The sequence below is a fragment of the Methanomassiliicoccales archaeon genome (assembly GCA_013415695.1).
Lineage (GTDB): Archaea > Thermoplasmatota > Thermoplasmata > Methanomassiliicoccales > JAAEEP01 > JAAEEP01.
Window position 1 is genome coordinate 1 of record JAAEEP010000007.1, and the last position, 20080, is coordinate 20080.

The window sequence follows — 20080 nt, forward strand, 5'->3', positions numbered from 1 at the left end:
TTCTACAAGACAGTGTTCGGCCGCATCGTCAAGGAGAGCAAGGCCAAATACCTGCTCCAGGGAACCAACTTCACCGATGTGGAGGAGACGGTGGCCGGCATCAAGAGGCAACACAATATTCTAGAGCAGCTGGGCATCGACACCAAGAAGGAATATGGATACAAGGTCATAGAGCCCATCATCCAGCTTCGAAAGAGCGGCGTGAGATCTGTGGGCAAGGTTCTGGGACTTCCTGAGGAGATCTTCAAGAGCCCGCCCTTCCCCGGACCTGCCTTGGCCACCAGGGTCATTGGAGAGGTCACGCCCGAGAGGGTCGCCACCGTCAGAAAAGCCACGGTGATAGTCGAGCAGGAGCTCAAGGGAATAGGGGCTTTCCAGTATCTCGCCATTCTGCACGAGGACCGTGTGACGGGGATTCGTGACAAGAAGCGCGACTTCGGGCTTCAGATCGAGATCAGGTGCTGGGACAGCACCGATGCGGTCAACGCGACGCCCACGAACCTGCCGTTCGAGAAGCTCACCCGCCTGGCAAACAGGATAACCGCTGAGGTGCCTGGGGTAGTGAGCGTCACATACAACCTCGCGACCAAGCCGCCCTCGACCATTGAGGCTATCTAGAGGGCATTGCTTCTCGGTGAGATCCAGGGAACATGAGGACCTGGTCTCACCTTTTTCAATTCTATGAAGACCTAGCGGTTGGCGTCATACGAATGAGGAGGCGCGATCCCCAAGCATTTGAGAACGGGATTGATTTAATATGAGATGATTTCCTAATATACGCAGGGGATTGAATGGTTATTGCATACATATTGGTGACCTCCCGCGAACCTCCTTCCTGCAACTCGTTCAACGTTAGAGATCAGCTTCTCAAGTTGGACATCGTCAAGGAAGCCCACGTGGTATTCGGGCAGTACGATCTTATCGTCAAGGCTGAGATCTCAAATCTGGATGATCTGAAGAAGCTCATCTTCGAGGATATCCGTTCCAATGAGTGCGTTCAGACGACGACCACCCTTTCAGTCATTCCGTGAGCCGTCAGTGGACTGCTTTGCATCAAGGCCGCGATCAGGAAGGAGTTCCAGAGAATCTTCTCCGTTCACCACTTTTCCCTATGGGTCAGTTGCTTGATATCCACCCTCCCTGGTTTCGACCTTCTATCCCTACCAGGTTTGCCCACTGTCAACAGGACGATCGGTCTTACATGATCAGGAAGTTTAAGGATCTCTGAAACAATGGCTTCATCGAAGCACCCTACCCAGCAGCTTCCGTAACCCTTGCTCACAAGATACAGCTCCATGTAAGAGACAGAGGAGGCGACATCCTGCAGCACGTACAGCTCCTTCCCCCGGTCCTGATATTGGGTCTCGATCTTTGACATGTTCGCACAACAAACGATCACCGCCGGAGCTTCGGCCAGGAATTTCTGGCCAAAGGCTGCGCTCGCGAGGGCCTTCTTCTTCTCCTTGTCGACCACGATGATGAAATCTCTCGCCTGCAGGTTGCCCGCTGAAGGTGCTCTATTGCCGATTTTCAAAGTCTCGTTTATGATATAATCCGAGAGCGCGTCAGGCTTGTACTTCCTCACCGAAGTGCGTGCATCCACGCATTCATCGAAGCTTTTAGATGGTTTGGAGTACACCCTATCTGGTTCTATCTCGGATGATGGTGGCATGAGCTTCACGACCACGTCTGCGACTTCGTCGGCGCTCGCTCTCATCATCAGTGGCATCGACTCTATACCGGTCTCCTTCAGTTCCATCTTATTGAAGCTCGTGAAGAAGAGAACCCTGGGATTGGTCTCGAGATCGCATATCACCTCTAGCAGATCATCCTTCACCCTGACCCTGGAGAGATCGTCGATCTCGACCATTTCCTCAATCTCATAGCGAGGTGACTTCCAGGGAACTCCCTTTCTCTTCACCTTGATCCTTCTCAGGAATGCCAATCGCTGATCCGTTACCGCGAGAGCACCCTCTATGAACCCTTCCCATATTGAGGAGTAGATGTCGATCAGTTCTGTCTCAAGAGGTCCGCTTATGACTGGTAGATTAATGTTCTTGAATATCTCCTCGACTTTGATCTGGAAGGCACTGTAGACCTGCACCAGTTCCTCGTCTTCCCTCAGATCAATGATTCTCGCAAACATCCCGAGCAAGTCCATTGACTCTATAGAGGTCATCTTAACACCGATAATAATATTGTAATTAACACCTAATAGACCCTTGCATTGGTGGTCAATGGAAAACTTGATTTTACAATGGTGACCGTATCCAACTTGGACCTATGTCTTCCACTTGTCCCGGTTGGTCAACCCGATTATCAGGTAAATAACACCGAGGGCGGTTATTCCTAGCAACGCCCAAGTGACGATTACTGAGAGGACGATCCCCATTGGGGCAAAGATAATTCCGAGGATGAAAAAGGCCCTGTAGTCCGGCTCCACCGCTCCCTCCTTTCTCTTCTTCCAGAGGAAGATTACCAAGAATAATCCAAGAAGGGTCAACAAACCAGCAACTATCAGAAGTATCAGAATCCAATCGGTCATTGCTCTTCCTCCTGTCGGGGTTAATGACGTACAATCTACTAAATGTTGCCCTGAACGCAAATCTGTCTACTGGGCGGTCAACTGTCTTGAGCGGATACCTCGTTTTCACCGTCGATCGCGAACTGGTAGACGGTTCCGCTGTCTACAATGAAGAACACGTCTTTTTCTGAGATCCTGGTGTGGAATATCCTCAGGAAGTAGTCATTCGCCAGTTTGCTCAGGTCATTGATGGAACTCAAGGTCTGCTTGGGCATTTGGGGTATGTCTTTGTCGTCAGGTCCTCCAAAAGAAGGGCGGTCGAGTCATTTACAGTACTGTTCCGAAAACTCTGGGTTGGCTCTAGATCATACCAAGTGGATACATATTAGGGGGAATGATGAGAAGAAAGAGATTTCATCAGCGATGTGGCCGACAACTTCAAGACGACGACCGAGAACCCATTTTGCCACCATTTGAATTGACAATCGACATCTCTAATGAGATCGCTTTGCTATGTCCGTTCTAAGTAGATCAAATTCTTATGATGTGAACTGAGGACCGCAGAAAGTCCCGAAAAGCCTCGGTCTTCAAGAAAAACATTGCTAAATATTAGTTGTCAAATGAACTGCTCACCGTGCCTATTCGATGAAGTGACTACCCATACGATGCAAGTACGGTGCTCGGAGATATCCAAATGACCGACACTATGGAACCTATCGAGGAGAATGAACAGGATTCGGTAGTAAAGGAAAGGCTGGAGAAGATCAGGAAAGTATACGGTTTTACACCCCTGGTGTCCGAGGTCCTCTCTGAACGGGGCGATATTTTCATTCCATTCACGGATCTCACTGCGAGCGTATTCTTCAGACCTAAGCACCTGGACCAGAAGACCGTCGAGCTGGCGGCGATAAGCAGCGCTGCCGCGCTGGCAAGCGAGCACTGTCTCGGTGTCCACATCGAGCAGGCCAAGAGTCTCGGAGTCACCGAGGAGGAGATCTTCGAGGCCATGATGGTGGGCTCCATGATGTCCATGAATCGGAGCCAGTCGATCGCTTTCAGGAAGTTCAAGGATTCTCGATCGAGAGAGGAATAATGGCCTTGTTGAGACTCAGTACCAGCCTCCGATCGATAAAGCTTCGAAAAGGGGTGGCCGGTGATCGTGCGAGTTGGGTTGGAAAAGAAGATTGTGCTTCATTTCAATCACTTCATGGTCTTGAGGGAGACAATGGATCTTGAGAGGATCTTCAACCCCCGATAGCTGCCACCCAATGGGGACGTCGAAGGCTCTCCCGTCCCCAAGGTCATCATTTTGTGATGTGTTACATCGGCACGATTTTTCATGCTCACCAATATTTTATACAAGCCAGCCCTATCTTGCCCTGTGGTGTCAGAGGATATCACCCAACTGGACCATACGGTGGTCGATGAATTCTCCATTTCCTACGATGAACGTTTGAAAAGGCATGAGAAGCTTCTGACCGAGATCACCTCTCAAGCGTTGAAATCTCCCATTTATTCTGATCGCATAAGGCAGCTGTCCTCCCTAGAAGAGCTTAGCTCCCTACCTTTGACCTCATACGAATTCATTTTGGAACGCACCGAAAAGGAAGGTCTGGATAAAGTCCTGCTGGCTCCCATAGTGCAGTGCTTTCACACTTCAGGTTCAACTGGAGAACCTAAGCGTTTCTATTATGGAGAAGAGGACATCCATCGCATCGCATTCGAATACGCCATGATGTCCCGGATCATTGGTGTCAAGCCTGGACAGAAGGCGTGGAACCTGGGAGGACGTCTTCCCGACCTCTCCGGTTACTTTCTGATCGAGGTGGGTAAGATACTGCATATGGACGATAGTATCTCCACCCTTCTAAAGGACGATAAGGATCTGATCAAGGCACTTCGACGGATTTCCTCTGAAAAGGATATAGACATCATGGCCAGTGGTGCCCTCATAATTTACCTGATCGGAAGGATGAGCCAGGAACCTTTTTTCCTCAGTGGTTTGGTCGAGGATAAGGCCATCAGAACGTACCACCTCCCCAGACCGCTGGCAAAGCTCGCCAGACGGATCTACCTGAGGGGGATAGATATGGGTGCACTGAAGGACATCACCGATAATGTTACTATAGCCATCTCATACGCCGAGGCGCTTAATCCATACATGGGGGAGTTGGAGAAGTGCTACCCCCGCCTCCGTATCTACGATGTTTACGGAAGCACGGAAAATCCCATCACGGCCGCTCAGATCGATCTCTCGATCAACGGCTTGAGCATCTTCCTCAACACGCTCATTCCCGAGATCGCCTCACCGGAGGATGTGCTCAAGGGCAAGGAAGACCCCCAGTACAGGGTCGAGGGGGTTCTGTGGCATGATTGGAAGCCTGGGATGAAAGGGGAACTCCTCATCACCCGCCAGGGGCAGTGCCTTCCTCTGGTGCGCTACCCTACTGGAGATACCATCGAAGTTCTGGATTCCGCTCACGAGATCGAGGTCGAGGTGAACGGCGTACCACTTGCGCTAAAGCTCCCTCTAATCAGGGTCCTGGGCAGATCGGTGGAGACATTGGACTTCGAAGCACAAGATGAGTCGGGCAACTTCTTGGGGATCAAGATCTATTCAAGGTATGTCAACGAAGCCCTTCACCGCTCCAGCAACGTTAAATGGTGGGAACTCTACAATATTCGAGAGATGCCAGCCCGCCTGGCTCTGGTGGTCATCCCTGAATCTGGCCCAGCGGATGTCGAGCGGTTCAAGAACGAGGTGGTACGCCGCCTCACCGAGGAGCATTCGGACCTGCCTCAGTCATTTCAGATCGCCAATGATCTGAAGAAGCTGGAGGTCATCGTTCTGTCTCCCCAGGACTACAACGTGATCCAGGCAGAGATAGACCGGCGAATCAAAGAAGGACGTTCCTATGGACAATTGAAGCCCAAGCACATCTATGTGATGTCGACCGATGAGGAGTTCAAGAGCGTCATGCGCGATAAATATGGAAGATAGAGAACTGGATCTCGATCGTTCTGCCTATTCGTGGTCCATGATGGCTCGATCAGTGAATTCTGAACATCCTACCAAATCGGATGCGACATGTTCACCAGGGAGCTCATCGAGAAATAGATTGAGGAATCGATCCATGATGTTGGCCTCAATCGCAGAATCGCAGTAGCTGAGGCTCAAGGTCATGGTTTGGCGGAAGGTGCTCACACCCATTCCTATGTTGGGAGGGTAGAGAGTTGGTCCCAGCATCTGGAGGTCCTTGACGGGAACATGACCGAAATCGACCGCCTCGGGATCGATCATGCCCAGGTTCGAAAGGGCAGGATGAGCGATCTTGAAGTTGGTGTACTCTTTCAGCTTTCTCAAGAAGAATGTGCCTGGAAGTAGGGCCAACTCTAGAAGTAACATCTCTGCCAGCTCCACCCGGTCTCTCTTCTTCTTGTCCATATCTTGGTGGACTCTTTGCAAGGTTTCCTCAAAGCTCTCATCATCCCTTCGATCGATGGTAAGGAAGTAGACCGCCGAGATGTCGCTGATGATCTTTTCCCTCCCTTCGGGAAGGTACCGGCGTAGGTTGGTCGGAGCCTCCACCCTGAGGCGCCTATTCAGCGGTGGATCACAGATTATGAAGAGAGAACGGCAGAAGGCGGTGAGGAGCACGTCGTTCATTGTGACCCCCTTTTCCCTAGCGTATGAACGAATGATGGCCAAACGTTCTGGCCCAATCTGCCTGATGGTCAAGGTCTGCCTGGACAGGTCATCACTGATTCTCGAAATTCCCCAGCCCGACCCTGGCTTCTGAATCCGAGAGAGGGCCCTGATTGCAGGGAGGAGACCAGTCTGCTTCAGCACTTGACGGGGTCCCTGGCGGCCACTTGTGTTGGCCTTGGGGCAATAATGTGGATTCTCCTCAAGTTCTCGGTACAACGAGGCGAGCAGAGAGAGATAGTGGATGGCTCCACCCCCATCTATGGCCACATGGTTGGATCTGATGCATAGGATATCGCAATCCGACCGGAACAATCCTACCCGGATCTGGGGAGCTTTCTCCGGCAGCACCGGTTCGATCATGAAGTCGAAGAGGTCAAGATCGGAAGGCAAGCACTCGACCATGGTGAAAAAACTTGACCAGTCCTTCTCGTCTACCAGTTGCCAATAGGGGCGCCATCGATCGTCCACGAATCGATACCCAAGCATCGGCTCGGCCTCAATGGTAAGTCTCGCAGCCCTGGCGAGACGTCCCTCGTCAACATGACCGTCGAAGAATACAAGGATGCGGGCCTGTCCATCCATATCGACGGTCCCCAGGTTCATGATCTGGTCGATCGAGGAAGAAGCGATCCTCTGGGGCAATTCGACATGATCATTGTCCTTGGCCTTGAATCTAGGAAGAATGTGGCATACCTCCCTCAGCACTAGTGGCAACTGGCCGAACGGGCCAATGAGATTAATGCATTGCAATCGATAAATAGATGATTCAAATTATTCGGCAATCGATCATGTTGACGCTCACATCATTATTTCGACAGTCTTTATATGTGACATATTATATCAAAAACCGAAAAAAGAGGTATTTGATGCCCATCATCAGTTGTAAAGACCTTACAAAGACCTACATCACAGGCAATATCCGAGTGGAAGCCCTGAGAGGGATCACTCTGGAGATCAAGAAAGGGGAGATGGTGGCCATCATGGGCCCCTCCGGATGCGGAAAGACCACCCTCCTGAACTGCCTATCCGGCCTTGATGAGGTTACCTCTGGGAAGATCTGGGTAGAGGACATCGACCTTACCACACTCGACGACAATCAGAAGACTAATTTCCGTGCCAACCGAATGGGTTTCGTTTTTCAATTCTACAATCTGCTGCCTGTGCTCTCAGCTACCGAAAACGTGGAGCTTCCCCTGCTAATATGTGGGTCCAAGGACAACGAGGCCCGGAGTAGGGCCCAGCAACTACTTGACCGGGTCGGTCTGAAGGAAAGGGCGACACAGCGACCAGCCGCCCTCTCTGGTGGAGAAAGGCAAAGGGTCGCCATTGCCCGTGCCCTGGTAAATAATCCCGCAATCGTGTTCGCCGATGAGCCCACCGGTGATCTGGACAAGAAAACAGCAGAAGGTGTTGTCTCACTGCTCAGGCAGTTGAACAAGGAGCAGGAGCAGACCTTTGTCCTCGTCACCCACGACCCCGAGGTAGGAGCAAGCTGCGATAGGATCATCCACATGAGGGACGGACTCATAATGAACGATGGCGGAACGGACGGGATATCTCAGAAAATCGAAGAAACGGGGTGAGACTGTGACGCGCTTGAGTATGGCCATCGTTTCCCTTATTCTCGTCATACTCTTCATCGACGCACTTCTCATGCTTTCCTTTCCCGACGCCCTATTGGTTGGGATAGCCCTGATAGTCGTATTCATTCTGATCGATGCCCGCTGGAATCGAGTTCTCTTCCTGATGGGAAGGCGCAACATCCTCAGGAGGAAGGGCACAACTGCTCTCGTGGTGTGCGGGCTCATGGTGGGAACCGCAATAATCTCGGCATCGTTCGTGGTGGGAGACACCCTGGACAACATGATCGTAGGGGAGACGACCAAGGGAAGCGCTGGGGTAGACTTCGTGATCGAATCTCCAGGTGAGCAAGGCACTAGGCTATTCAATGACACTGTCATGACCTCGCTCGAGGATGACCTCTTAGGCATCGACAATGTCCAATTCGTCCAATCTTTCGTGGAGTCTTCCGCTAGCGTGCTCGACAACGAGACCCAGCTCTCCAATGCGGATGTACGATTCATGGGGCTTACCCCTGGTCTTCTATCGTCCTATAGCCTCGTCGATCAGAGCGGAGAGCAGATCTCCAGCGTGCCTAATGAAGGGGAGGCGTATATCAATGGGAAGCTCGCCACCGAATTGGACGCAGCACAGGGGGATCACCTTACACTGTTCACCGGGAACACTAGTTTGAACCTCGTTGTTCAGCGCATAGCAAAGTATGAGCAGCTGGGCAGCTTTGATCTCGAACCCCATGTATACCTGGACCTGGGCACCGCGCAGAATCTCACCGGTCACCCTGATCATAAGAACATACTGTTCGTTTCGCTAGGAAGCCATCAGATATCCGATATCGACAAGGCCAGAGAGGACATCAACTCGACCTTGCAGACATACCAGGTGGAAGGGTTCAAGATCACTGAGGACAAGCAGCAATCGATCGAAGATGGGTTGGAGAACATGGCCACCTATACCAGCCTCTTCTTCATGCTAGGGTCCTTCTCCGTCATAGCCGGCATCGTTCTCATTGCCAACATCTTCACCATGCTGGGAGAGGAGCGAAAGAGCGAGATGGGCATTTCCCGGGCCATTGGCATGAAGAGGTCCCACCTTATTCGTGTGTTCACCTATGAGGGGATGCTGTATGCGGCCATGGCCGCGGGGATTGGCACTCTAGCTGGGCTTGCGCTTGCCTATGTTCTCGTTTCCATGGCCGCAGGCGTCTTCAACCTCGGCGACTTCCCACTTGCCGAGTACTTCACCTTCACTCCCTTCTCGCTGGCAATAGCGTATCTCATAGGCTTCCTGCTCACCCTCTTGGTGGTCTACATCGCGACCAGGAGGATATCCACACTCAACATCGTGAGGGCGATTAGGAACATACCCGAGCCACCTCTGGCCCGCAATGATCGCAGGAGCCTAATGATGGGAATAGTACTCTGCTTGGGCGGAGCTGCCTTGGTCATCATGGGGGTGCTTATGGAGTCGCAGCTGTTCTGCATGGGCGGTCTATCTTGCGTAACGATATCCCTTGGATTCCTGCACAGGGAGTTGCTGGGGGACAGGATAGCATGGAACATGGCGGCTATAGCCACACTGATCATCTGGCTTCCCCTGCCCTTTGAGATCTTTCCTTACGAGGGGTTCATCGAGCTCTTCGTCCTGGCTGGAATCTTCATGGTGAGCGCAGCCCTCATACTGGTGATGTTCAACTCCAACGGCATCATCTGGTTCTTCACCAAGATCTTGAGGGCGAGGAAAGGGTACCGGGCGGTGATCAAGACAGCCATATCGTACCCGCTCAAGTCGAAGTTCCGCACCGCCCTGAGCGTTTTCATCTTTGGCCTGGTGATCTTCACTGTCACCACCCTATCCGTGATGTCAGGCATCCTGGGTGTGGGCATCCCCAAGATGGCCGCTGAGACCTCCGGGGGGTTCGACATCATCGCCTTCACCAACCCATCCACGCCTCTGGAGGAAGGACTATGGGATTACACCAACACATCCTCCTCGTTCCTTGACGGAGCGAACATCACCAACGTGGTATCGTTGGATTCTGGAAGAGGCTTGATGAACAGTCTAGTAGAGACCTCTTCTGGCGAATTCATACGCAATGAAACACCCTATAATATCTTGGGTTTCGAAAGCACCTTGATAACCGAGGGTAAATACTGGCTGGCAGACTGGAACAAGGACAGATTCGCCTCGGAAAAGGAGGTGTGGGATGCCGTACTGGCCGATACCAGTCTGGTGATCGTCGACGGAAGCATGCTGATAAGCGAGATGTCCGACTTCATGCCTGGACCCCGAGCTGAGATCGGGGACGAGATCTCGGTAACGACATCCAATGGAACATATTCCTTCACTGTCGTGGGCATCATGAAGCAGCCTGTTTTGACCGGCATGTTCGTCAGTCATGAGTTCACAGGGCAAAGTATGAACATCCGCTATTCTGGAGTGTACCTGATCAAAATTGAGGAGGGTCTGGATGTGGATAGGCAGGCAGCCTTGCTGGAGAGAGAGTTCCTCGCCTACGGGATGCAGACCATTCCGGTGGACACCGTGGCCAAAGAGATCGTTCAGCAGATCAACGGCGTGTTCACCCTGTTCAGGGCGTTCCTCGGTCTAGGTTTGATCATAGGAATCTCTGGTCTGGGGATCATCACAATACGCTCCATTCGTGAAAGAAGGCTGGAGATAGGAATGATGCGCGCCATCGGCTACACCAAGAGGATGGTGGTCACTAACTTCGCCCTGGAATCCTCGTTCATCTCCTTCTTGGGTATCGTTCTGGGCTCTCTCTTAGGGATATCCGTGGGCTACACTGTGTATTTGGAGGCATTCCAGGAGATCGGATATGATTTTGTCATTCCCTGGGGAGAGATCATCATTGTGGGCATCGGAGCGTTCCTAGCAACTCTGCTGAGCGTCTTTCCGGCCGCCAGGGGAGCAAGCAAGGTCAGTCCCGCTGAGGTGTTGAGGTTCGAGTAAGGCCTCTATGGTCCCAGGACCCTGAGGGGAATGTTCGACGCCACCTGGGAAGGACACTGACCGGTTATCGCCTTCTAGACCTTCTTCCCCCGTGCCAGGGAGGTGAACCCCCCAATCATCGCTATCCCAGCTGACACCAGGAACGCAGCCCTGAGCCCCTCGACGAATGCTGATGCGTCGATACCGATATCCATGGGAAGACCCGAGAACAGACCGGAGAGGCTTGCCATCCCCGCGATGCTGGCCACGATCGCACCCATGATGGCCAGGCTCATCGACTGACCCACGAACCGCATGGTGGCGACGGTCCCCGATGCCACCCCGAGTTGCCTCCTCTCGACCGAGCCCATGACCGCGCTGGTGTTGGGGGAGGAGAACATCCCCATCCCCAGGCCGATGATGACGAGCCCCATCACCACGAACCACACTGGAGAAGAGAGCCCGATGAAGCTCAACCATAGCAGCCCGAAGGCGATTATGAACATCCCACCGGAAGCGAGAGATCTTGACCCCAGCTTATCAGAGAGCCACCCGGCGAAGGGGGAGAGAACGGCCATCGTGACCGGCATGGTCAGAAGGATGGTGCCGGCCTCCAGGACGGTCAGGTCAAGCACCTGCTGCAGGTAGAAGGAGATCATGAAGGAGACCCCGAAGTAGGAGGCGTAGTTCAGAAGGGCGGAGAGGTTGGCGTACGCGAACAGTCTGTTGTGGGTGAAGAGCCTCAGATCCAGGAGGGCCCGTTGCCCCATCCTCCTCTCGACGAGGATGAATCCGATCCAGCACAGCCCCGAGATCAGGATCAGCATCACGCTCTCCAAGCCGATCCACCCCCACTGCTCCCCCAGGGTCAGCTCCACAAGGAGAGTAGAAAGAGCCACAGAGAACAGGACAAGCCCGGCCACATCGAATCGCTCCCGGCCGGTCTCGAGCTTCGATTCCCTCATGATGATCATGGCCAGGGCAATCACCAGGATCCCGATGGGGATGTTGATGTAGAAGATCGACTGCCATCCGAAGGCGTGGGTGAGGATGCCTCCCAACGGGGGACCGAGGGAAAGCCCGACATAGACTGCCATCACATTGACCCCCAGTGCCTTACCCCTCTCCTCTTTGGGGAACACGTCGGTCACGATGGCGGTGGCGGTGGCCCCGATGAACGCCGCCCCTATCCCCTGCATGATCCGGAAAACGATCAGCTCTGCACCGGTCTGGGAGAGGCTGCAGAGCAGCGAGCCGAGAACGAATATCAAGAATCCGCCCACGAACACCGGTTTCCTGCCCCGGATGTCCGAGAACCGCCCCATGGTCAGGATCAACACTGAGAGGGCAAGCAGGTACGCAGTGGGCACCCAGATGATCTCGGCGTAGTCCATGCTCAGATCCTGGGCGATGGTGGGGAGCGAGACACTCACGATGGTGCTGTCCAGAGGTGCCATCATGGCACCTATGGAGGTGATGAGAAGAACAATGCGTCGATATCTCCGATCGTCGTCCGTTCACCCAGCCCCCTTCCTCAGGTCGCTGACCGAGAGAGTATTAGGTGCAGATTAAGATTCGGAATCCCCGCATGGACCTGTGACGAGCGCATCGACCTCTTGATGAAGGGGGGAATGACCGTTAATGAGGAGTACCTCAAAGTGTATGTCGAGGAGGAGTACATGGACCTCGACAGCCTCTTCGATCCGAGATCGATCGCGGTCATCGGTGCATCCGGCAGGCAGGGAAGCGTGGGCTACATCTACCTCGATTCCATCGTGAGCAGTGGATACGAAGGGAAGGTCTATCCCGTCAATCCAAGGTATGATGAGCTTCTTGGCCTGCAATGCTACGATTCCATCGAGTCCATTGGGAATGTGGACCTTGCGGTCATTGCGACGAACAAGATGGTGGCCATCGACCTATTGGAGAATTGTGCCAATGTGGGAGTGAAGGCGGCGGTCATTCCCACCGGCGGATTCGAGGAGGTCGGGGAGGAGGGGGCGGAGCTCGAACGCAAGATCCGGGAAATCGCCTCCGAGAATGGAATGGCCTTGCTTGGTACCAACACCCTGGGCTTCATCAACAATCACATCGGCCTCCAGATCAACTTCAACCCCCGACTGCTGCCATCAAAGGGAAACGTCTCCATCATATCCCAGAGCGGTGGGATGGGGCTTTCCATCATCTCCAAGCTGAGGGAAGAGGGAGTTGGAATGAGCAAGTGGATCGGGGTGGGAAACAGGACGCTGCTCGACTTCCCAGAGTTCCTTGAATATCTTGCCAAGGATGAGTCCACAACTGTCATAGGGGCCTTCATGGAGGGTACGGAAAGGGCCAAGCAATTCTGCGAGCTCGCAGCAAGGATCGTTCCCCACAAGCCTGTGGTGGTCTACAAGATGGGCAAGAGCGCCTCCGTGGACTATCTGGCGGTAACCCACACCGGGACCGGTATCGGGAAGACGGGGGCATACAAGGGAGCGTTCAGGCAGCATGGCGTGCTGACCGCCGATTCTACCAGGGATCTAGTGGCAAAGCTCAAAGCCCTCGCTATCGCGGGCAGGATCGGTGGAAAACAGCTGGGAATGTTCACTTATACGGCGGGACCCACCATTGCCGCGGCAGACCTGCTCAATGATCACTTCACCCTTCCCCAACCGAGCGAGGAGACCATCAGGATCTTCGAGGATTTTATGAAGGGAGCCCCTCCGACCATCCTCAAGAACCCCATGGATGTTGACGGCCAGGGCTATACTCCTGAAAGTTATCAATACTTTCTGAACGCCTACGCAGCAGATCCGGGATTCGATCTTCTGGCGACCGTCAGCACTGCGGGCCTGCTGTTCCCAAAGGACCAGCTGCTTGAAGCCAAGAAGGGAAGCGGGAAGCCCATCCTACACTGCCATGTCGCCGATTCAATCGAGATCTTCGGCAGCGAGAGGGATCAGCTCCATGAGGCTGGAATACCTATCTACACCACAGCCGAGGAGCTTGCGGTGGGGCTGATCGCTCTATCTGAATACATGGATGCTGTGAAGAGGATACTGGAAAGGGGGAACCAGCAACCCCAGATCATGGTGAGCGCCTCTCACTTCGGAGATAGTATTCTCGATGAACACGAGTCCAAGATGATACTCGCCGAGGCGGGATTGCCGGTCGTAGAGGAACGGGTGGTCTCCTCCAGGGAGGAGATGGTGAAGGCTGAGGAAGAGCTTGGCTTCCCGCTGGTGCTGAAGGTGCTGTCAAGGAGGATCGCACACAAGTCGGATGTTGGAGCTGTCAGGACCGACATAATTGATCATGAGACGCTAATGGAAACCTGGAACTCCTTCAAGAAGAAATGGCCTTCTGAAAATGTACTCGTCCAGAGAATGATCCATGGCGGGGTGGAGATCATCGTGGGAAGGATACTCGATCCCGTTTTCGGAGATATAATCACATTAGGTGTGGGTGGGTTCATGGCCGATCTCTTTTCTCCATCTGCAGGGGTTTGTCCGTGCACCCGTCAGGACTGCATCTCCATCATTGATGCCCTCGAGCCTCAGGAGATCCTCAATGGATATAGGGGAACAACCCCAGTGGACAGGAATGCCTTGGCAGATCTCATGGAGAAGGTGAGCAGAATCCATATCAAAGACGAAAAGATCGACGAGATGGACCTGAACCCTGTGATCGTCAAAGGAGATTCCCTCAGTATAGTGGACGCCCTTATCCGGAAGGGGGAGTGATCCCCCCCACGGCCTCGGGGACATGGATTTCGATATACTGGCCGGTGAATGAAGAGCGAAATGCGATCAGAAATTATATTCTAGGTCTTGGAGTTCGTATCCAAAGTCTTGTACCAGATGGCTGTTCTCTTGATGCCCTCATCGAGGCCGATCCTGGATTGGAATCCAAGATCCGCCACAGCGTTCGAGCAGTCCAGCTCCCCATGATCCTTGCCGAACAGGAAGATGACAAATGTGGAATATCTGGGTTCATTCTTGTAACCGCCCAGCGCCGATTTGAACTCGTTCATCCTCGCTGCGAACATGGCGGATCGATAGGACACTGACCTGTACTTCGACTCCCTGCCAAGCTCGTTGGATATCAGATCGTATATCCGTCTGATACGGCCCCTCTCCGGACCGTCAATGTTGTAGGTCCTTCCCACAGCATTATCCCTGTCTGCAGCCTTCATGAAGGCTTCAACGACATCATCCACATAGATGAGGGGAAACCTCGTCTTGCCGTCGCCGACGATCATTCCCTCACCATTATCAATGATGTTGAACCAGTAGTAGGCGGCTGTCATGTCTCGCGGTCCATATATCACACCGGGCCTCAGGGCGGTCCCTTTGATGCCTCTCTCTGCACACTTCTTGAAGAAGACCGCCTCGGCCTCTGTCTTTGTCCGGGAGTATACATTCTTGATGTCTGGTCGGTCGGTCTTCACCGAATCAGAATCCACGGCACCATCTGGACCAAGCGCCGCCATGGAGCTGGTGTGGACTACCTTGTCGACCTCTGCATCAGCTGCGGCGGCCACAATCCTCTCTGTCCCGGCCACGTTGATGTCGTGGATCTTATCATAGGATTGATGGAATCTCACCGAGCCAGCGCAGTTGAAGACCATGTCGACATCATTCATGATCCCTTTCATGGAATCCGCATCGCGAAGCTCTCCATACCTGACCTCGATGGGGAGATGCTTAACGGCAGATAGGTCGCTGGTCTTGCGGGCGAAGACGACGACGTCCTCGCCACGACGGTAAAGCTCCTCGACCACATGCCCTCCTAGGAATCCGGATGCTCCCGTGACCAAGCTTGTCATTAGCAGTCTCGATTGCACCCGAGGTAAAAGAACCTATCCGCCTGAAAGGCATGTTGAATTGCGATTCTCGAGATATCTTCGACCTACAACGAATTACGAACAGGAAGACACACTGCTCGTGGTCGATTCCGTCCTGATTTAAGGGCGCGATCCCAACTAGACCATGGTTCCCTTGCCATGTGTCTCAAGGTGCTGTCAGTGAACGGGAAACGCTGGACGATCTGATGGGAACGGGAGCAGGATCGAGCTGATGAATGAAGAGATAGAGAAAAAGGATCTCTTTCCAGTAATCGCATTAGGTGACTCTCTTCACATTGTCGATAGGCTAATCAGGGACAGGAGAGGTTGAACGCATCCTATCTACAAACATCTGTGTCTGATCTGAAACCTTCAACGATATCAGAAGTCTCACCCAATAATGGATATTGCATCTAAAATTAGATAAGATATCATGGGATAAGCTGCGCCAACAATGGGTACGGTAAGAGTTGTGGCGAAGAACATTGGAGCCTTCACCATAGCGAAGGCCATCACCATGGCCCTTGGCTTTGTGTTCCTCGTTCTACTGGCAAGATATCTAGGGGACGTAGATTTCGGTAAGCTGGGATTTGCCCAATCCTTCACGGAGTTCCTGGTGGTCTTCGCCGATATCGGACTCAGCACGGTGACCATAAGGGAGCTGGCAAGGAGAAAGGATCAGACGCCCAAATTCCTCAGCAACATCTTTATGATCAAACTGCTGCTCTCAATAGCGACCTTTGGTTTGATCGCCCTGGTCATCAATCTTCTGGGATACCCCCAGGACACCGTGATGGTCGTATACATCATCGGTGGAAGTGCCATAATCACCAGTTTCTCTGCCTTCCTGCGATCCATATTCAGGGCGTTCGAGAGGTTGGAGTACGAAGCGGCCCTCAACATCGTGAAGAGCATCATCGTCACCTCAGTAGGAATCTCAATTCTCTTTGCGGGATACGGCCTGATCGAGGTTGCGTACGCATACATCATCGCTGCTGTGATAGATTTCGGCCTGGCCTTGATCTTGGTTACCTTCAAGTTCTCCCGACCTGAGTTCAAGCTAGATCCGGAGTTCTGCAAGAGGATCATCTACCTAGCGCTACCCTTTACTGTCACCATCCTATTCGGCATAATATACCTCCAGATTGACATAGTGATGCTCTCGATCATGAAGGGTGATGCCCCAGCTGGTTGGTACAAGGCCGCCACTACTCTCATCTATAGCCTGGTGTTCATCCCCGAGGTCTTCGGATATGCCATCTTCCCGGTGATGTCAAGGCTCTTCATCAGCTCAAAGGAGCTTCTGAGAAGACTTCTGGAAAGGTCCATGAAGTACCTATTCATGATCGGGCTTCCCATCGCTATACTCACCGTCGCCGTATCAGGTGAAATTATACCTTTCCTCTACGGGGAGGAATATGAACCCACCATTATGATTCTCCAGATACTTGCCCTGTATCTGCCATTGAGGTTCATGAACCACGCCACCGGTTACACTCTCTCGTCGACAGACAGGCAATCTAGGAGGGCCATCAGTGCGATATTGGCCGCGGTATTCAATGTTTGTCTGAACCTAATCCTCATACCCATCTACGGGGCCAATGGTGCGGCCATGGCAACGGTGGCGACAGAGGTCGTCCTCTTCTCGTTCTACTACCTGTTCGTGTCTGCTCATTTCCACAGGGTGAAGTTGACGCCAGTGCTGACCAAGCCTTTGATAGCTAGCCTGCCAATGATATTTACCCTCTATTTACTCGCCGATTTCAGCCCATTCATCTCGGTCCCACTGGCCGTGATGATCTACCTGGCAGTTCTTTTCCTGATCAATGGAATGGACCAAGAAGATAGAAGAATAATAAGGGAATTGTTGGGCAGGTGAGCTTCCTGACTCACATCATTTCAATCTGGAGGTGCATCGGATAGCCATAAAGACCATTGAGGAGATCGTGGCAAGAAGGATCTGCTCAGGATGTGGTACCTGCATCGGGCTCTGTCCAAGCAAGGCTATCTCGCTCTATATTGATCGGAAGAAGGGCATCTTTCAACCGAAGGTTGGTGGCAAATGCACTCAATGCGGCTTCTGTTATCGGATATGTCATAGAGGGGAGCTTCTCGAAGAGCCCTGGGAAAGGATTGTTTCTAGCAAAACAGAGATGGAATCAGTGACAGGACCTTATCTGGGTACCTATTACGGATTCTCCACTAACCCGGAAATAAGGAACTCCTCATCGTCCGGAGGACTAGTGACCGAGATCCTGGCTTTCGCGCTCGAGGAGGGAATGGTTGACGGAGCCTTGGTGACTAGAATGAATCCCGATGATCCGCTCGAACCCGAGACCTTCATAGCCAGAACGCGGGAAGAAGTCCTAGAATGCTCGGGATCGAAGTACTGTCCCACACCGGTTAACGCTGCTCTTCGAGCCGTTCTGGATTCGGACAAGGGTGAGAGGTTCGCAATCGTGGGACTCCCCTGCCATGTGGAGGGTTTGAGCAAGGCCTGTGAGTCCGTGAGTAAACTCAAGGGCAGAATCACACTCAAATTGGGATTGTTCTGCAATCATACCCCCACATTCTGGGGGACCAGATCGCTAATCAACAAGCTCGATGTGGGTCGTGATGAGATTGCGGAAATCTCATACAGGGGTGAAGGATATCCAGGTTTCTCAAAGGTCGAATTGAAGGATGGCAGGACCGTTCGTTCCAGCTTTCCTTCATCATGGGATATCCTTGGATCCTCCCTATTCTATGCCACTGGGTGTCTGGTATGCGACGATGGTCTTTGTGAAAAGGCCGATATCTCATTTGGGGATGCCTGGCTCCCTATGTTCTCCAATGATGATTCTGGAACATCCCTGACCATCTCAAGGACTGAGTTGGGGGAGGAAATCCTAGACAGGGCCGTTGATGCGGGGAGGATCCAGCTAGGCAACATTGGCATGGAGGAGATACTTGATTCTCAAGGAAGAATGCTTTATCTGAAGAAGGCCAGCATAGAGGCAAGAGGGAAGCTCTTGGGTGTGAGGATATCGCCAAGTAGGCACCTGACAAACCCCTTTGACTATCTACACTCTGTATTTTACCTATGCAATAGCCAGATCATCTCAAGATTGGCACGATCAAGGATTATCGGTGGGAAAGTATCCAGCCTATCAAAGAGGGCTGAGAACGCTGTTTGGCAGATCACCATGAGGATGGGGAGGGACTTCCCTGGTAACCCCAAGACCACAATAGGGATAGTCAACCACACCTCCTGTCTGAACAAGGGCACGGCCGCCCTGGTAAAAACAAGAGTCAAGCTTCTCAACGAACTGATTCCTAACGCCCGCTTTCAGGTGTTCGGTGCCGATCCGGACTTCACTCCCGAAATGGAGTACCTGAAAGATGTGGACATCACTTTTAGTAGTAACGTGCTGTCAATAGGGCGCTCTCCCAAAGTACTTTTCAAATCGTTCAAGAACCTAATAGAGATCCTGCTTGCCTCCAAGGGATGGGGGAGTATGGGCAACGAGAGCGTAAGGAGATACCATGCTTGTGATTACATAGTCTCGACCGGAGGGGATATGCTCACGGAAGATTATGGCCTGCTCTCCCTTGCGTCAACCGCTTCGAACCTCACGCTGGGGAAGACCCTGGGAAAGCCTGTGATAATCTATGCTGAATCCGTGGGACCCTTCAAGAAGAGGCTGAGCAGGATGCTTGCCAAGTACACATTCAGACGAGTCGACCTCATCACGCTGAGGGACGAGATCTCAAAAGGTCATCTTCTTGATATCGGAGTTGAGGAGTCCAGGATACATGTCACCACCGATTCGGCATTCCTGTTCGAACCTGCTCCTGAGGATAGAGTAAATGAGATACTGGAGCAGGAGGGGTTGTCCGATATAGATGGCCTATTGTTTGGGATAGCCCCCAGCAAGATAATCGCCAGCTACGGCTTCGATGATATTCAGGATTCGAAGGCCAAGTACGAAGCTTACACCTCACTCATGTCCAAGTTGGTGGAGTACATCAACTCCAAGATGAATGCCAGCGTGGTGCTCGTTCCACACGTGATGGGACCTGGAAGAAATGACGACAGGATTGTCAGCAGGGATATCGTGCAGAAACTGGGAGCTAGATCACGATGTATTTCCCTCGAGAAGGAGTACGCTTCAGAGGAGGTGAAGGGCATCATTGGAAAATGCGATCTATTCATAGGTTCGAGGATGCACTCGACTATTGCCTCCACATCCCAGTCGGTGCCCACCATCGCAATCGCCTATTCTCATAAGACACATGGCATCATCGGCAGAATATTGGGCCAGGAGGATTTCATTCTGGATGTTAAGGATCTCAATATGGAGAAGCTCATCGACAAGATCGAGAAGATCTGGAATAGGAAAGACCAGGTAAGTGAGGAGCTGAGCTCGATCATGGGATCCGTTAGGGCAGAAGCGGTGAGGAACGGTATCTTGGTGAGCGATTTCATCAACTCAAATGAATAGTACGA

Annotated in this window: 15 protein-coding genes; 9 read left to right on the forward strand and 6 right to left on the reverse strand. The window is 52.5% G+C overall.

The window, feature by feature from the left end; all coding sequences use genetic code 11:
- Window positions 1–618, forward strand: a 618-nt coding sequence (locus GKC03_04655; protein NYT11827.1) for an ExsB family transcriptional regulator, incomplete at its 5' end; no start/stop codon positions are given.
- Window positions 619–791: 173 nt separating this feature from the next.
- Window positions 792–1031 (forward strand): Lrp/AsnC family transcriptional regulator, encoded by a 240-nt coding sequence (locus GKC03_04660; protein ID NYT11828.1) that lies wholly within the window; start codon window positions 792–794, stop codon window positions 1029–1031.
- A gap of 65 nt (window positions 1032–1096) precedes the next feature.
- Here GKC03_04660 and GKC03_04665 read toward each other — a convergent pair whose 3' ends face one another.
- The 3 genes from GKC03_04665 to GKC03_04675 form a co-directional block, all read right to left on the reverse strand.
- Window positions 1097–1672 (reverse strand): nitroreductase family protein, encoded by a 576-nt coding sequence (locus GKC03_04665; GenBank protein NYT11829.1) that lies wholly within the window; start codon window positions 1670–1672, stop codon window positions 1097–1099.
- A gap of 609 nt (window positions 1673–2281) precedes the next feature.
- Window positions 2282–2545 carry a hypothetical protein gene (locus tag GKC03_04670; protein NYT11830.1) on the reverse strand — a complete coding sequence of 88 codons (264 nt, stop codon included), beginning with the start codon at window positions 2543–2545 and terminating at the stop codon, window positions 2282–2284.
- Window positions 2546–2622: 77 nt separating this feature from the next.
- Window positions 2623–2784 carry a DUF5305 domain-containing protein gene (locus tag GKC03_04675; protein ID NYT11831.1) on the reverse strand — a complete coding sequence of 54 codons (162 nt, stop codon included), beginning with the start codon at window positions 2782–2784 and terminating at the stop codon, window positions 2623–2625.
- A gap of 434 nt (window positions 2785–3218) precedes the next feature.
- Between GKC03_04675 and GKC03_04680 the strand changes: the two genes are divergently transcribed.
- Both GKC03_04680 and GKC03_04685 read left to right on the forward strand, forming a co-directional pair.
- Window positions 3219–3617 carry a carboxymuconolactone decarboxylase family protein gene (locus tag GKC03_04680; GenBank protein NYT11832.1) on the forward strand — a complete coding sequence of 133 codons (399 nt, stop codon included), beginning with the start codon at window positions 3219–3221 and terminating at the stop codon, window positions 3615–3617.
- Between the two features lie 291 nt (window positions 3618–3908).
- The gene (locus tag GKC03_04685; protein ID NYT11833.1) at window positions 3909–5525 is read left to right on the forward strand and encodes a hypothetical protein; all 1617 of its coding nucleotides are present in this window, start codon (window positions 3909–3911) and stop codon (window positions 5523–5525) included.
- Window positions 5526–5549: 24 nt separating this feature from the next.
- Here the strand turns inward: GKC03_04685 and GKC03_04690 are convergent, their stop codons facing one another.
- Entirely contained in the window at window positions 5550–6947 is a 1398-nt protein-coding gene (locus GKC03_04690) for a hypothetical protein (protein ID NYT11834.1), read from the reverse strand.
- A 152-nt stretch (window positions 6948–7099) separates the two neighbouring features.
- Between GKC03_04690 and GKC03_04695 the strand changes: the two genes are divergently transcribed.
- Both GKC03_04695 and GKC03_04700 read left to right on the forward strand, forming a co-directional pair.
- A complete protein-coding gene (locus GKC03_04695; GenBank protein NYT11835.1) occupies window positions 7100–7816 on the forward strand; it encodes an ABC transporter ATP-binding protein in 717 nt (238 codons plus the stop codon).
- Between the two features lie 4 nt (window positions 7817–7820).
- Window positions 7821–10784 carry an FtsX-like permease family protein gene (locus GKC03_04700; GenBank protein ID NYT11836.1) on the forward strand — a complete coding sequence of 988 codons (2964 nt, stop codon included), beginning with the start codon at window positions 7821–7823 and terminating at the stop codon, window positions 10782–10784.
- Between the two features lie 74 nt (window positions 10785–10858).
- Here the strand turns inward: GKC03_04700 and GKC03_04705 are convergent, their stop codons facing one another.
- Window positions 10859–12220, reverse strand: a complete 1362-nt coding sequence (locus tag GKC03_04705) for an MFS transporter (GenBank protein ID NYT11837.1) — start codon at window positions 12218–12220, stop codon at window positions 10859–10861.
- Between the two features lie 174 nt (window positions 12221–12394).
- On the opposite strand from GKC03_04705, the gene GKC03_04710 reads away from it, so the two are divergent.
- Window positions 12395–14488, forward strand: a complete 2094-nt coding sequence (locus tag GKC03_04710) for an acetate--CoA ligase family protein (protein ID NYT11838.1) — start codon at window positions 12395–12397, stop codon at window positions 14486–14488.
- Window positions 14489–14568: 80 nt separating this feature from the next.
- Here GKC03_04710 and GKC03_04715 read toward each other — a convergent pair whose 3' ends face one another.
- Window positions 14569–15573: an NAD-dependent epimerase/dehydratase family protein gene (locus GKC03_04715; protein NYT11839.1), complete on the reverse strand. Its 1005-nt coding sequence runs from the start codon at window positions 15571–15573 to the stop codon at window positions 14569–14571.
- A 472-nt stretch (window positions 15574–16045) separates the two neighbouring features.
- On the opposite strand from GKC03_04715, the gene GKC03_04720 reads away from it, so the two are divergent.
- Window positions 16046–17470, forward strand: a complete 1425-nt coding sequence (locus GKC03_04720; GenBank protein ID NYT11840.1) for a flippase — start codon at window positions 16046–16048, stop codon at window positions 17468–17470.
- A gap of 31 nt (window positions 17471–17501) precedes the next feature.
- The gene (locus tag GKC03_04725; protein NYT11841.1) at window positions 17502–20075 is read left to right on the forward strand and encodes a hypothetical protein; all 2574 of its coding nucleotides are present in this window, start codon (window positions 17502–17504) and stop codon (window positions 20073–20075) included.
- The last annotated feature ends 5 nt before the right edge of the window (window positions 20076–20080 follow it).